The sequence below is a fragment of the Echinicola pacifica DSM 19836 genome (assembly GCF_000373245.1).
GTDB classification, from domain to species: domain Bacteria; phylum Bacteroidota; class Bacteroidia; order Cytophagales; family Cyclobacteriaceae; genus Echinicola; species Echinicola pacifica.
This window is the reverse complement of the sequence record NZ_KB890739.1, coordinates 946,250-961,487: the sequence shown is the minus strand read 5'-3', so window position 1 is coordinate 961,487 and position 15,238 is coordinate 946,250. Positions and strand designations below refer to the sequence as shown.

Sequence of the window (15,238 nt, the reverse complement as noted above, 5' to 3'; positions counted from 1 at the left end):
TTTGGGAATTATTAAGAGTCGCTTGGTTGACTAATTTTAGTGATTGTTGGTCTTTATTCCTTTTTGATATTCAATGGGATTTGGATATTGAAAGAATGAAGGACATTATTTGAATCCAGCGTATCGGCAGCACATAATAGGGCTATAGGCTGGCCATTCTCCATAAATACCTGAGGTCTTTCGAGATGGGTAAACTGCTGGCTGGTCCCATCTTCCCAGGTTATCGTACGGTCTGAGATCAGGAAATTCTTAGCCTTGTCCCAATGAATCCCATCGAAGGAGTCATAATGCACGAGTGAAGACTCATTTTTACCATTTTCCGATTTCATCCGCTTCACGATGGCCCTATATTTCCCATCCTGATACCAGATGAAGGGATCCTCAGCAGGAAACCGCTCCCCCTCAAAAGTAAATATCGGATCAGGGTATTTCTTAAATGGGCCAGTGGGCGAATCAGCAATGGCCACCATATGGACCACGGGACCGCCTCCGGGCAATTTTTCCTGCTTCGCAACGGCCTTATACACCATAAGGATTTTGCCGTCAGGCATCTGACAGACGGAAGGATTAGAAACCATCAGGGCATCATGGGCATTCTCTTCAGGGCTAATATCCAAGACTGGCCGATCACTCCGCTCCCAGGGTCCATTGGGGCTGGCTGCCACCGCCACGCCTATGCGTTGGTTATTTCTATGAGACCAGTTGAGCTGATGATTGCCGGGACTCCCCATCACCTTGCCATCACCAGTATTGCCCATATAATACAGATAATACTTATCACCAAACTTATAAATGCTGGGATTGTGGCTGGTCAGGCCATCCCAATATTCGGCTCCTCTCGCCGGTAAGGCCAGGTCCTTAAATTCAAAGGGGCCAAAGGGGCTATCCGAAATGGCATGGGCGATCTCAGAATGGGAAACCCATACCCATCCCAGCCTCTTAGGCCATTGGGAATACAGTAGGTGATATTTCCCATCCTCCCCATGGATCAATGATCCTCCCCAGATGCTCATAGTATCACTGACAAACACCGACTGCCGCGAGACTTTGCCAAAGCTTATGGTATAGTCAGGCACATGATTTTCATCCTCTTCTTGCTTATTGGCACTGCAGCAAGTCAGGAAAATTAAGGATAGGAATAGCGATAGGTATATAGTGACCTTCATCTTATTTCTTGGTTTTGGGTTTTTGGTTAAGTAATAATTCATGGTTCCAATAATCTAATATCTCAGCATCTGTAGGATCAGGGCCGAGGTTTCGCCTTTGCATAGCCTCCTGATAATACTTCCTAGAACTGGATTTGGCCTGCTGGATTAGCGCCTCGGATTCCTCCTGTGGGTAGGTCTCCACGGCCTGCAGCTGGCGCTCCAGCTGCTCTTTTAAGCGTAGCAACTCCCCCTGATAAGCTGGATTGTCTGCCAGGTTCTCTATTTCATAAGGGTCCACCTTCAAGTGATACAGTTCATAATCCGGCTTGGTCGTCGCCATGAAGGCAGAAAAAGGCGCTGATAATTCTCCCTTTTGGTCCAAGTCACGGTATAAGGTATAAGCAGGATATTGTAATTTCTTATAAGATGATAGCTGCATATAAGGCTGCTCGGGCATTCTATTCCAGATCAGCTTATATTCCCCGTCGGATATCGACCGAATATCATCCACCGCATCTCCGCACCGTTGCCTAAAGCCATATATATAGGAGTTTTTGGCTCCGCCAATTATGTCCTTGCCATCCCAGTCAATCGGAATCGGGAGTCCCGCCAGCCCCAAGGTACTCGCACTGATATCCACCAAACTGATCAGCCGATGGTCCACCTTTCCTGCATTGAGAGAATTGGGATAGCGAATGATCAGCGGAACCGCTAAGCCTCCTTCATACAGCCACTGCTTATCCCTAAGGTGAGGTCTTCCATGATCTCCATACAATATCACAATGGTGGACTCCAGCTCTCCATCCTCCTCCAGACGATCGAGAATCTCTCCCACCCACCGGTCTGCCCGCTGCACACTTTCCAGGTACCTCGCCCAATCGGCTCTGATCAGTGGATGATCCGGATAGAGGGCTGGCAGACTTATCTCTGCTGGATCTATGGGGTGGAGTTCGTCGTGGACAAAAGTCCGGTGAGGTTCATGAATCTGTACCTGCGCAAAAAACGGCTGCCCTTCCTGACGCTGACGCCAGTCTGTCCCATCAAATAAGTCCTCAGCCACAAAATTATAATCCTCTTTTCCAGGCTTTGCCAAATCCCCAGCGGCCCCATTAGAGCAGAAATATCCCGCTTCTCTAAACAGCTGCATTATCGTGGGCACGGAATCCGGCAAGGCCACAGGGCTCATATTGCGGTGATTTAAGATGGGTAAGCGAGTAGGATATAATCCCAGTATCTGGCTCGACCGGCTGGAAGAGCATACAGGTGCATTGGCATAGGCATTCGTAAATACTTGACCTTCCCTGGCTAGCCGATCGATGACAGGGGTATGTACCTGCTGATTGCCATAGCTACTCAGCTCCTTACCCAGGTCATCACAGTTGATCCACAGGATATTTGGTTTCTGCCGGGCTTCTGCAGAATAGGGAATGCTCAGCACCAGCAGTACTAAACCCACCAAAAGCCTACTGTTTTGGACTATTTTGCCGCTATGTTTATTTTTTGCCATTTATGGATTCCACAGTTTCTTAATCTGAGAATAGGCCGCTTTGGGCTGTCTATTTTCATCCACCACTCCCCATTCTCTAAATCCCGAGTCAGGCGTACCCTTATAATCACTTCGGTAATCATTATAAGACCATAGGGATGAACCGACGACGAAGTCTAAGTCGGCGAGCTCCCTAAGCTGAAGAATCAGTTTTTCCGATAAAGCCCCTGCGGGCGCCGGACCTATTTGAGCAATCCCAATTTCTGAAACAAAAATAGGCTTGTCGGGAAATTTCCTATGGGTTTCTTTCGCTGCATTTACTGCATTACCATAGCTGTTGATCGATATAAAATCCACCATTTCATAGGGTTCATTGCTTTGGTCCGCCTTTGGCAGATAGCTGGTAAGGGTGACATAAGTCTTTAGACGATGGGGATCCAGCTGCTCCACCAGCTCCAACATATGCTGGATATAGCCATATTGCTGGGTGGTGAGGGTTTTACTTTGCCAGTCTCCCTGTGGATCCCGCAGCTCATTCCCCACCGACCAGCCTATGACTGAGGGATGATTATAATCTCTCGCTATCATCTCCTCCATCCACTGCTTAGGCAAGGGGGAATTGGGGTAAGCCAAAGGCTCATCATCCCCCCAAATCGGCACCTCTTCTATCAGCAGATAGCCAAGGCTATCGCATAGATCCAGGATATTTCTGGACAATGGGGCATGCATCAGACGGGACATTTTCCCACCAAGCGCCATAATATCGACCATATCTTTCTCTACTAAAGCATCCAGCTCGGTATTGCCATAGCTGGGATGATCATGGACTCTGTTGAAGCCATTGGCATATACGGGCTTGCCATTCAGCATTATTTGCGTTCCTATCACCTCCACTTTCCTAATGCCAAATTTATCTTCCTTGAGGTCAAGGCTAGCGCCTGCCTGCTCTGCCAGCACCGTCTGCAAACGATAAAGCACAGGACTGTCTTGGTCCCACAGCTGGTACACCGCTAGGGGAAGGGTGAATTGATGAGAAAACTGACGGATCTCGCCTGGTGCCACCTGGACTTTCAGCTCTGTATTCCATAGGTTCTTTTTATGAGAATCCTTTATGCTGGGCTGCAGGGTAAATTCTTTCTGCTCCTCAAAATTATTCTCCAGCCAAAAGTCCAATTCGACTTTTACTTCTCCGGTAGTTAAGTCAGGAATTGCAGAGATGTGCTGCTGCTTGATGCGGGCAGGGCTGCTACTCAGCAAGGAGACCTCGCGGCTTATCCCACCCCAAGGCCACCAGGCTCCCCGATGGTAGCGGTTATCTGCCACCACCATCACCTCATTGGCCGCGCCATAGTTCAGGAGGGCGCTTACTTCAAACTCAAAAGGCAGGTAGCCGCCTGTATGACTTCCTAGAAGATAACCGTTTAGATATACTTCTGCCTTCTCATATACGGCCTCAAACTGCAGTCTGACGAGTGTATGCTGCCAATCCTGCTCAACCGAAAATTCCCTGAAATAAAATCCACGCCCTCTAAAGGACTCATATTCCTCCAGCTGCTCCCAGTTTCCTGGCACGGCTATTTCTGCCCAATCTGCCTTAGACTCTTTCAAGGCCTGGGCTGCAGACCAGTCATTATTCCCCGCAAAACGCCAAGGCCCATTGAGGGATTTGGTTTTGGTAAGCGGTGATTGATTTTGGCCGAAGGCTAGTCCCTGCTGAAGAATAAGAAGGAACAGCATCAGCCCCGCAAATAATCTGGGGGCTGGAAGCTGGAAGCTGGAAACTTTGGTGGACATACTTGGATTATTTTAGGTCTTAGGTATTTGCGAATAATTATACTCTTTTTTGGGAGCCAATAGTGATTTACTTCCAATCAGCACTTTGATCTAGGTTGGAATTCGTCTGCACCTCAGTTTCCGGAATGGGGAAATAACGGTGCTTGAGCTGAACAGGACGCACCGGAAACCAGTAATTTGTCACCTGGGCCATATCCATAAATTCACCGGTACGCGTAAGATCAAACCAGCGGTCGGCTTCAAAAGCCAGTTCCCAGGACCGCTCCTGCAAGATCCTATCGAGGTAATCTTCATAGGCAATAGTGGCTGGAATAGCTTCTACACCTGCTCTTTGTCGCACTTGGTTGATTGCGGCTAGCCCTTCAGCATCCACTTGGCCAGAGGCCCGTGCACTTGCTTCAGCATAGATCAGCAGCACCTCTGCATAGCGAAACAGTGGGTAATTACTTTCGTTTCTCGCTCCATTTGACATGGGATCGGCATATTTTTTTATAATCACCCGCTCTTTTAAGTTGGGATCATTATCCATGGTATGCAGCTTTCCCTGGCTATCGGTAAACTCGGTATCCATCAGTTGCTTACGCAAGTCCATAGCCTCATAGGAATCATAAAAACTTTTAAAAGCAAAGCTCGATCCCCATGCGGTTGCCGAATAGACCCCATTGGAACCTGAAGGTGCAAAAAAGGAGGTAAAAGTTTGAGATTGCAAATTCGGAGCTCTGGAAAACTCCACCGAAAGGATATTTTCGATGACGTTGGCATTTTCTTTATTGACATCCCAGAGAGAAACTGGGTCAGCCACCAAGGCATAATTGCCCTCGCTGATGAGCTGCTTAGCCATCTCCACGGCGGAAGCATAGTCTTCCGAATACAGGTACACTTTTGCCAGCAGGGCCTGAGCGGCTCCTCTGCTGACCCTTCCTTTGACCTCTGGAATTCCCGCATTCAGTACTGTCAAGGCTTCTTCGAGGTCGATGATTATCTGGGAATATACTTCCGCTTGGGGAGACTTACCCGTTTCTATATCCGCCAAACTAGAGGTCGGAAGCACCTTCAATGGGATATCCCCATAGCTGCGCACCAAATTAAAATAGTATAATGCCCTTAGAAATTTCGCCTCAGCCACAATATGGCTTCTGCGCTGCTCGTCCATGGATATCTCCGGGACATTCTGAATGACCAGATTGGCATTATTTATCCCATTATAGCTTTCATTCCAGAAGCTTTCCACCTGATCATGCGTGGCATCATAGCCAAAGGAGGTCAAGAGATCCCTTCCCACCACGGGTTTTGGGAACATCTGATCGCCAGAATAATCGCTCAGCATCCAGATGGCCTGGCCATACATCCCCGTTTGGGTGAGAGACCCGTAGGTGGCAGTGATGGCGGATTCGGCATCATTGGCGGTGCTATAGAATTCGTTGATCGTAAGAAAGCTATACGGCTGCTCCACCAGATCACTGCAGGAAGCCATAAGGCCAGCAAGACTTCCGACAAATAGGAGCTTTATATTTTTATAATTCATGGTTTCTTGGGTTAGTATTAAAAGGAAACTTGTAAGCCTAGCAGGTAGGATTTGGCACGTGGATAGGGATCACGGTCGATTCCAAAATTGGTCACATTATTGACTCCAGTGCTGTTCAGCTCAGGATCATATCCAGAGTAATCAGTCCAGGTCACCAAGTTGGTAAGGGAGGTGTACAACCTTAATTGCGTCAGCCAATTCACAGTGGAGACATCAAAATTATATCCCAGCTGGATGTTTTTAAGCCTTACAAAAGACCCGTCTTCAATAAAATTGCTGGATTGCAATAATCTACCACTTTGAGAGGCGCGGACGTATTCCTGGGAAGGATTTTCGGGAGTCCAGTGGTTTTCGACAGCCGACCACTGATTGGTCCCGAAGGTAACGGACTCGAGTACCATCCGGCGGTTATAGAAAACATCATTGCCCATATTTCCCTGAATGAAAACAGACAGGTCAAATCCTTTATATCTGAAGGTATTGTTTAAGCCGAAGATATAATCTGGATTTGGGTCACCAATGATGGTTCTATCTGCTGCGCTAAAGGCTCCATCACCATTCACATCGGCGTATCTAGCATCTCCAGGCTGAGCATTAGGCATATGGCTGCCAGCGATATCATCATCGTTCTGCCATATTCCGTCCCATACATAGCCGTAGAATGTACCCACAGGGTAGCCGACTTTAAGCAAACTAGCATTGGCAAAAGCGCCTACTCCACCATCACCAGAAGGGATCACTTCATCCACCTCTCCAGTGATTTTCAGGATGGTGTTGCGATTGCGAGAGAAGTTACCAGAGACCTCCCAAGCCAAACTCTTGTCCATCACCACGGCACTAAGGCCCAGCTCAATCCCTTTATTTTCTATCTCCCCAAAATTCCCAAAGACGGTATTGAAGCCAGATGAAGCAGGGATTCTCCTAGAGATCAACAGATCATTGGTGCGCTTATGGTAATAATCAAAGGTAAAGGAGATTCTATTGTCCCATAATCCTAAGTCCAAGCCGAAATCGGACTGATTGGTGCGCTCCCATTTGATATCCGGGTTGGCCACCCCCGTAGGGCTGATCCCAATATTAAGGCTATTGCCAAAATTATAATTGCTACCACTGGTCAGCCTAGGGAAGGACTGATAGAGCGGGATATTCGCATTGCCGGTGACCCCATAGCTGAGTCGCAGCTTCAGGTCACTGATGAGCTCGCTATTTACCAGGAAGGCTTCATCCTTCAATCTCCAGGCAAAAGCTGCTGAGGGGAAGAATCCCCATTTGTTATTCTCCCCAAATCGGCTGGAGCCATCCGCTCTTCCGGTCAGGGTAAAGAGATATTTCTCTAGGAAAATATAGTTAATTCGCCCCGTCCAGGAATCCAGTCTCCAGGTGGACTTATTGGAGGACACATCCCTATTGGCCACCAATCCCAGGTTATTGTTTAGCAGAATATCCGTGGAAAGCTCACTTCCTCCGGCTAGGGAACTCACCCCTGTGTAGCGTTGGGTAGAAAACACTCCTGTGATATTGAAATCATGGCTTGAGCCTAGTTTTTTGGAGTAATTAAGGACACTTTCGTGGATAAAGGAATTTTGATCCAAATTCCCGATTCCTGCTACACCGCCATTGATACGGCCCATGGGCACATCCCTTCCCGTATAGGTATCCTTGCGATCATGGAAGATATCCACGCCTATATTACCTCGATAAGAAAGGCCTTCCGCAATTTTTACATTTACATAAAAATTGCTAAGCATTCGGGTGTTGGTGCTTTTATTTAATATCTGAGTACTGGCAAGAGGGTTTGGCTGCAGCTCGAAGTTGGGATGTAAGTCCCCGAAATAGGTCAGATTGCCCTCCGAATCATAAGGGGCAAATATAGGCGGGGCAAATAACGCTCCCGATACAGTACCCGTATTCTCACTTTCCAGCGTGGTACCTGATATCGCTCCATTGCTCACCACATAGTTATAGTTGAGGTTCAGCCCGATCTTTACCCGCTCATGAAGCTCGTTTTCCAGATTCAGTCGAGAGGAGATTCTTTCGAAATCAGAGTTTTTCACCACTCCATCCTGATCGAAATAATTAAAGCTCAGGTTATAAACGGTTTTCTTACTTCCACCAGAAAAGGAAAGTTGGTGGTTTTGGATAGGAGCAGCCTGAAAGATCACATCCTGCCAATCGGTATCATGAAGGGTGATACCGTCCAAGGCTCCGGGGTTGATCTCATTATTGAGGGCCATAAATTGCTCCGCATTCATCAAGTCCAGCGTTTTGCTTACCTCCTGAATACCATAATAGGCCGAATAAGAGATCTTTGTATTGCCTTCCTCGCCTCTTTTGGTGGTGATGAGGATGACCCCATTGGCACCTCTGGCTCCATAGATGGAGGTGGCAGAAGCATCCTTGAGTACCTCAATAGAAGCGATATCATTTGGGTTAATGGTGGCTAAAGGATTGAGCTGACCTCCGGCCGAGTTTTGTGAACTAGTGGATCCCGGAGCCGATCCTCCAGAGACGATAGGGAAGCCATCGATCACATATAAAGGCTCATTGGAGGTACTAAGGGAGTTGCCACCTCGGATCTTCACACTCGTTGCCCCTCCTGGAGCACCTGAGTTTTGGGTGATTTCTACGCCTGCCACCCGACCTTGCAAGCCCTGGTCCAGGGAAGATATGGGCGTGCGGTTTAGGTCTTCCGAGGAGACAGAGGCTACCGAACCCGTCAGATCTGATTTTTTTACGGTGCCATAGCCTACCACCACCACTTCTTCCAGTGATTCAGTATCTGCATTCAGCCTCAGCTCTATATTCTGCCTTCCCGCTACCTGCTCCTCCTTGGGCTCAAAACCCACAAAAGATACTATAAGGGTCTGCTGCTCATCCTTGATGGTCAGCGAAAAATACCCGTCGATATCGGTCACGGTGCCATTGGTAGTGTTTTTTTCGATCACCGTCGCTCCAGGCAGCGGCAATCCCTGGTCATCCAGTACACGTCCTTTGATCGTATAAGCCATGGTTTCACCTTTCTTGGCAAGCCTTGATTCGGATGATTCTAGCGGCGCTTTACTGAAATTCAGCGCATAGCTGTCCTGGTAGGTAAAGCCCAAGGCCATACCTATCATTATTCCATAAATTTTTATCATTATTCCGGGTGTTTTGTTTTAATGTTTATCGTTAATTGTCATTGAGTAGGGATTGACTTTGGCCATTGATATAAATGCCAAATACCGATGCGGGAACTGTATCTGAAGGGGCTTCCAATTTTAAGTGAAGCACTTTGGTTTGAAGCGTGGTTGGAAAATCAATTTTTACTATTGCCTGATAATTGTCACGGACCACTGCGAGTGGCTGTCCCTCTTCGTCAAGGACGCTGAAATCCCTGATAGTAAAGGGCATAACGTGCTCATGATGATCCATTTGGACGGTTTCCATGGGATGATCATAATCCGGATCCAGGAATAGCTGCAGGCTGCTGATCGCTTGTGGCTGCTCCCAGCGCAGGGTCAACTGCGGCTGCGGGTCTTCCAGCGCTGCCGCCCAGGCATTTGGCTCAGCCACAGGTCTATAGATGGACCGGCAAAGATGCCCACTATCGAAGGTATAAACAGGCGCTGCGAAGCTGATGGCCATATTTCCTCCTTTGGGTCTTCTTTTTGGGCACCAAAATTCAAATTCGTCCACCCCCAAACCTTGAGGAGGTTCTTGTTTCCCAAAATTAGACACCGCCTTATTCACCTGATTATACACGGCGATGATGCCAGTGATCATATGATCCGATAGCGCAATGGCCACCTGCTCATTTTTCATCACCGTAATGAAAGCATATTGACCGGCTAGGTCCAGTGTGGGAACCTGAAAGGAAATCATTTGCTCCCCTGCCTGAAGCTCAAAAGTCTCCGAATGCAGGGTAATATCGGGGCTATGATTGCCTCTTTTGCTACTTTTACGAAGCTCTATACTTATGGTCGTGGCTTCAGAAGCCTTCAGCCACAGCTGAAAGTCAGGAAGCTGCTGCTGAACGGGAACCATTTGAGCCATAGAAAAAGTAAGTGTCTCCCATTTCCCACTGGTTGGCAGCTCTGTCAACTGCAGGGTGGAAGAAGGGCTAATGCACGCCTGCTGAAGCAAACCTGGACGCTGCTCCTGCTCCAGTTGAGGGATATAATGGCCCATCTGAACGAGGTCTGCTTGCAAGGCCTGCAAATGCCGTTTTTCTAATAATTCTCTCGGACTAATGTCCTTACGGATTGCATGGGCTGCCGCCATCCCTACTGCTTGCCCGCCATGAGCGCAGGTGGCCATCACGCGAGTGGACCCAAAAGCCACATGAGAAGCACTGATTATCCTGCCCGTCAAGAGCAGATTATCCACGCCCAATGGCACATAGCATCGGTAAGGAATTGCATAAACGCCTTTGGTATGCCACTGAGTGCAGCTAGGCTTATCACTATATACCCCATCTGCCGGGTGCAGGTCCATCGCCCAACCCCCAAAGGAGATGGCATCTTCATGAGGCTTTTGTTGGACCAGGTCACTTTGGTTCAGCATATATTCTCCTTCGAATCTTCTGCTTTCCCTTTTGCCCGGAATCAGTCCTACCCATTCTAAGGTATAGTTTTCGGTGCCCTTTAGCTTGCCCGAATTCTTTATATAATCCCAAATGCCATAGGCCACCTTCCATAGCTCCATTTTGATCTCTTCGGTATCATGGATGGTGTCTTTTCGTCCTCCATACTCAAACCACCACAGCTTGCAGCCATGATCTCCCACCTCCACATTTCTCAATCCGGGGATGATAGAGGCATCCTTGATGGCGTAAGAAGGAGGAATATAGCGGACAGGCTCTTCCACTTTTTTGGAGTAAAAGAACAGGGTATGTCCCAGCAGCTCTCCATAATCTTCAATATCTGGTGCTAGAGGCTCATCAAATTCCTCCGGTCCCTCCGCTCCAATGCGATAGGGAACGCCAGCCAGATAGGATATTATTCCATCTCCAGAAGCATCGATAAATTCTGTCGCAGATAAATGGTATAAGGTGGAATTTTGAGCGTTGAAGCCAATAATTTCCTGAATGATACGATCCCCATCCTTTTGTACATGGAAGACCGAGGTATTCAAAAATAAGGTGATATTGGGTTCTGCCAGCACCTTATCGATCAGTACTGTATCAAAGATCACTGGGTTTCCCTCCTTATTTCTATAGGTATTTTCGACCATTATCTCATCGACAATGCCTCCTTCCCTAGCCCAACGGTTGTTGTTTCCCATATGAGAGGTGGCGCCGAGGGCCCACAGCCTAACTTCACTGGAGGCATTACCGCCCAATACCGGTCGGTCCTGCACCAAGGCCACCTTGCAGCCCTGACGGGCCGCGGTAATGGCTGCACATACCCCTGACAATCCTCCACCGATCACCACAATATCCCGGCTGAGGTGCATCTCCTTTAGCGATCGGGAACCATTAAAATCTGCTTGTATCATTATAAATTACTTTTTTCGTTTTATATAACTAAGGCCAAAACCTGCGAGTAAGATCATGATCAGCCCAGCCCCAAGCAGCATCATATTGCCCTTGGTGGCAGTAAAACTCAGTAGGCACATGATCGCGCCGATCACCGAGGTGGCTATAGAAATCACCTTTATACCATAAGCAGTATCCTCACCCATGGCTAGAGCTCCCTCGATTGGAGGTGCTGAATCATCTGATTTGGGAAGACTATAGTGACTAGTATATTGTGAGTTGTGACCCCATTCGAAATAAGATAGGATCAGGATGGGCACCACCACGCCTAGGATCATCTCCATGCTCCTGCCGACTTCATAGTTCAGCACGGAAGGAAGGATAAGGATGGCCAGGGCCAATAAAATAATACTGACGATGGAAGTGGTCAATACCGACCTGCTGTTTTGTCTGGAGGAATAAAGGCTCCATAATATCGGTGCAAAAAGAGGCACCCCGGTAATGGCGGCGACCTTCAGCACCACATTGACAATTCCCCCAAAATAAGGCACCATCATGGCGATCAACATGATACCGATCCCAAATAGTACCGTCACCCACCGTGCGATATAGATCAATTGCTTTTCGCTAGAATTGGGCTTCATGGCTCTATAGAGGTCATTGGTGGTAACTGCAGCCATCATATTCAAAGTGGTATTCACCGAGCTGGCAGTGGCAAAAACCATTGCAGCTATCATCAGACCAAGCATCCCCGCGGGAAGTGCCTGCTTACACATCATCAGATATGCGCCTTCCATCTCGCTGCTCATCGCTAAGTCCGGGTTGATCACCCTGAAGATCATAGGAGGAAGCATCCAGATAAGGGGAAACACGATATAGAGGATCGTAAATAGCAGGGCCACCTTGCTGGCTGCCTTGGGACTTCCCACACTCGTATATCGCTGTACATAGGCCCAATTGCCCCCTATAAAGAAGAAATTATAGATCATAAATGCCAGCATAAATCCCGGGCTAAACTCCCCACTGAACACCTGGAAGAAATCCTCTGGCGCACCGTCTAGGAACTTCCCCAGTCCCCCTACCTCATCAAAGGCTAAAGGAATAACTATAAATACAGCCGCTGTAAGCACGATAAACTGCAATACATCCGTGGCTAGCACCGCCCAAAATCCCCCCACGGCCGTGTAGAGAATGATCGTGATTCCCAGGAATAGGATGATCAGTTGTATCGGTAAGTCGGAAGAGACAGACACTATCTTGGCAACAGGATATAAAAAAGAACCTGCAGTGAAGAAAGAAACTGCTATAAATAAATAAGAATATAATTTCTGAGTTTTTAGATCAAATCTCCTTGTGACATATTCTGCCGCCGTGAGCACCCCTGTCTGCTTCCATTTTTTGGCTACTGTCAGGTAAATTAATATTCCCGCCAGGGCCATCATACACTGGATACCTACTGCCACAAATCCCTGCTCATAGGCGATCGATCCCCATACTACAAAGGTGCCCGCAGAAAAGAAACTCATAAATAAAGACAATCCACTGATCCACCAGGGGACATTGCCGCCTCCGGCAAAAAAGTTATTCATAGACTTTCCCGTTCTGGAAAATGCCAGTCCCGCGCTAAGAACAATCAAGGTGAAAACTCCTATAAGTATGTAATCCTGGGTTTGCATTGAGGTTATTTTGGTTTTGCTTTGATAAAAATGATAAGAAGCCCCTAGGAATAAAATCCTTTGAGGAGAATTGATTAACGAAAACCTTTTCGTAAGGCTTTATTTTTACGAAAAGGTTTTCGTATATTCCTGTTTTAGTAATTATAAGCTTCGGCCATTAGATTAAGCGCATGAAAGAATACATTACCATAAAGGATTTGGCTGGGAAACTGGGCCTATCCATAGGAACAGTCTCTAAGGCTTTTAATCCTAATTATTCTGATATCAGCGTCAGCACGCGCAATCGCATATTAAAAACCGCCCGCGAGCTGGGCTATGTTCCCAATCCATTTGCCCGAAAATTGCTAAAAAAGCAGACCCTTAATATAGGGATCATCGTTCCAGAGTTTCTGCATAGTTATTTTTCTGAGGTGATATTCAGTGCTCAGGAAGCCTTCCTGCAGCAGGGATACCAGACGCTGATCATGTCTTCCAATGAGGACAGTGATCTGGAAATGGAGAATATCAAAACGCTGATGAACCATATGGTGGATGGGCTGATCATCTCTGTCACCAAGACGAGTAAAAATCATGAATTCCTCAATAATATCATCCAATCCGGCCTTCCCGTGGTGCAGTTTAACCGCGTTTCAGATCTGGTAGATGCTCCTAAGGTGATTTTCAATGACTATAAGTGGGCGGTATTTGCGACGGAGCACTTGATCGAGCAGGGCTGCAGGAACCTGGTGCATCTGGGCTTATCAAAGCATATTCCGCTTGGCAAGCAGCGTATCCTGGGATTCCGCAAAGCCATGGACAAGCATCAGCTGCCTTATTCTGAAGATCAGATCGTGGAAGCGGGGATCACCATTGCAGATGGGGAAGCGGCCATGACCCGTCTGCTGGATCGGGGTATTATACCAGATGGCATAATGGCGGCAGGCGACCCGCTGGCGATAGGGGCGATGAAAATACTAAAGAGACATGATATCCATATCCCTAGCCAGGTCAAGGTCATCGGCTTCACCGAGTCTGCCCTCGCCAAGGTGGTGGAGCCTGAGCTATCCAGCATCTCTCAACCCACCTCAAAAATAGGCAAACTGATCTCCCAAATCCTCCTCGACCAAATCGCCGGAAAGCCTATGGAAAAATCAGTTCACCTTATCGATGGGAAGCTCAATATTCGTGAGTCCTCCACCGGTCTTCCTATTCAGTAAATTCTCGTGCTGAGGGCTCGTTTTTCTGAGGGAAATCCTCAGGAACGGGGATCGTTACTTTGCCTGTGGCAGCCCACTCTGTGCCTCTCAGCAGAGCGGTGATGAAACCTACTCCCTCCATGGATCTTACATCATGGCCTAGGGTGGTATGGAAGATACGGCCTTTGCCATAGTCGATGGCCATCAGCACAGGAGCATGATAATCCTTCCCCCCTTCACGGCTGAGATCCTCACCTGTGGCCAGGATGGTCATGTGTTTTGCTGGCCCACGCATATACGCATAGCACTCATCCACTGCTCCCTGCCACTGCTCCGGCATTCCCTCGGTGACAGGATGGGCTTCCCTAAGGGTGATTTCGAAGGATTCTCGCTTGCCATGACGCCCCGCAGCACCTGGCGTATTGTCCTCCACTCGCTCACCCTCTTTATTATAATAGACATAGGGGCCCCAATTTTCATTTCTGCCGCCCCAGCCGCCAATACCGATCATCTCATTATAGGCCTCCCATTCTGGAAAACTATTATCTGCCGCATGCACACTGACAAATCCTCCACCCTTTTTGATGAACTTTTCGAAAGCCTGTTGCGTCTTCTCGGGCCAGTCTGCGGCCTTCCAACCGAAATTGGATAGGATCACATCATAATCCGAAAACTTCGGGGAAAAATCAGGATCTGCCTTTGGCTCTTTTAGGTCCTCCCCTTTGGTGGTAGCCACCTTATCGAGGTACTCCGCCTGGGGGCCAGCATTCCACAAATACTGGGTACGCGCCACCTCCACTGTGAATTTCCCGGTATTCTCCAAATAATCCTTCATCATCAGAGTGGTTTTTGGCCAGGCTTGATGATTGTTTTGGCCATCCACGATGAGCACCGCGATCTTGTCTGATCTGCTTTGCGCATATAGGCTGAGCACGAAAAATGAAAGTAAGCTTGTTAGTAATAATTTCATGGCTAGGTT

At 47.9% G+C, this 15,238-nt stretch carries 9 protein-coding genes; 1 reads left to right on the top strand and 8 read right to left on the bottom strand.

All coding sequences use genetic code 11. The features are described 5' to 3' along the window. Positions 1–53 precede the first annotated feature (53 nt). The 7 genes from B050_RS0108380 to B050_RS0108350 form a co-directional block, all read right to left on the bottom strand. Entirely contained in the window at positions 54–1,166 is a 1,113-nt protein-coding gene (locus B050_RS0108380) for a glycoside hydrolase family protein (protein WP_044201987.1), read from the bottom strand. 1 nt (position 1,167) lies between these two features. After that, positions 1,168–2,655 carry a sulfatase family protein gene (locus tag B050_RS0108375; protein ID WP_018473462.1) on the bottom strand — a complete coding sequence of 496 codons (1,488 nt, stop codon included), beginning with the start codon at positions 2,653–2,655 and terminating at the stop codon, positions 1,168–1,170. Next, positions 2,656–4,428 carry a glycoside hydrolase family 2 protein gene (locus tag B050_RS0108370; protein WP_018473461.1) on the bottom strand — a complete coding sequence of 591 codons (1,773 nt, stop codon included), beginning with the start codon at positions 4,426–4,428 and terminating at the stop codon, positions 2,656–2,658. Positions 4,429–4,495: 67 nt separating this feature from the next. After that, a complete protein-coding gene (locus B050_RS0108365) occupies positions 4,496–5,953 on the bottom strand; it encodes a RagB/SusD family nutrient uptake outer membrane protein (protein ID WP_018473460.1) in 1,458 nt (485 codons plus the stop codon). A 17-nt stretch (positions 5,954–5,970) separates the two neighbouring features. Then, the gene (locus tag B050_RS0108360) at positions 5,971–9,090 is read right to left on the bottom strand and encodes a SusC/RagA family TonB-linked outer membrane protein (protein WP_018473459.1); all 3,120 of its coding nucleotides are present in this window, start codon (positions 9,088–9,090) and stop codon (positions 5,971–5,973) included. 31 nt (positions 9,091–9,121) lie between these two features. Further along, positions 9,122–11,428 carry an FAD-dependent oxidoreductase gene (locus B050_RS0108355; RefSeq protein WP_018473458.1) on the bottom strand — a complete coding sequence of 769 codons (2,307 nt, stop codon included), beginning with the start codon at positions 11,426–11,428 and terminating at the stop codon, positions 9,122–9,124. 6 nt (positions 11,429–11,434) lie between these two features. Continuing rightward, entirely contained in the window at positions 11,435–12,997 is a 1,563-nt protein-coding gene (locus B050_RS0108350) for a sodium:solute symporter family protein (protein WP_229802437.1), read from the bottom strand. Positions 12,998–13,254: 257 nt separating this feature from the next. On the opposite strand from B050_RS0108350, the gene B050_RS0108345 reads away from it, so the two are divergent. After that, positions 13,255–14,280, top strand: a complete 1,026-nt coding sequence (locus B050_RS0108345; RefSeq protein ID WP_018473456.1) for a LacI family DNA-binding transcriptional regulator — start codon at positions 13,255–13,257, stop codon at positions 14,278–14,280. Here the strand turns inward: B050_RS0108345 and B050_RS0108340 are convergent. Further along, the gene (locus B050_RS0108340; protein ID WP_018473455.1) at positions 14,270–15,229 is read right to left on the bottom strand and encodes a ThuA domain-containing protein; all 960 of its coding nucleotides are present in this window, start codon (positions 15,227–15,229) and stop codon (positions 14,270–14,272) included. The two genes, B050_RS0108345 and B050_RS0108340, sit on opposite strands and share 11 nt — an antisense overlap. Positions 15,230–15,238 lie beyond the last annotated feature (9 nt).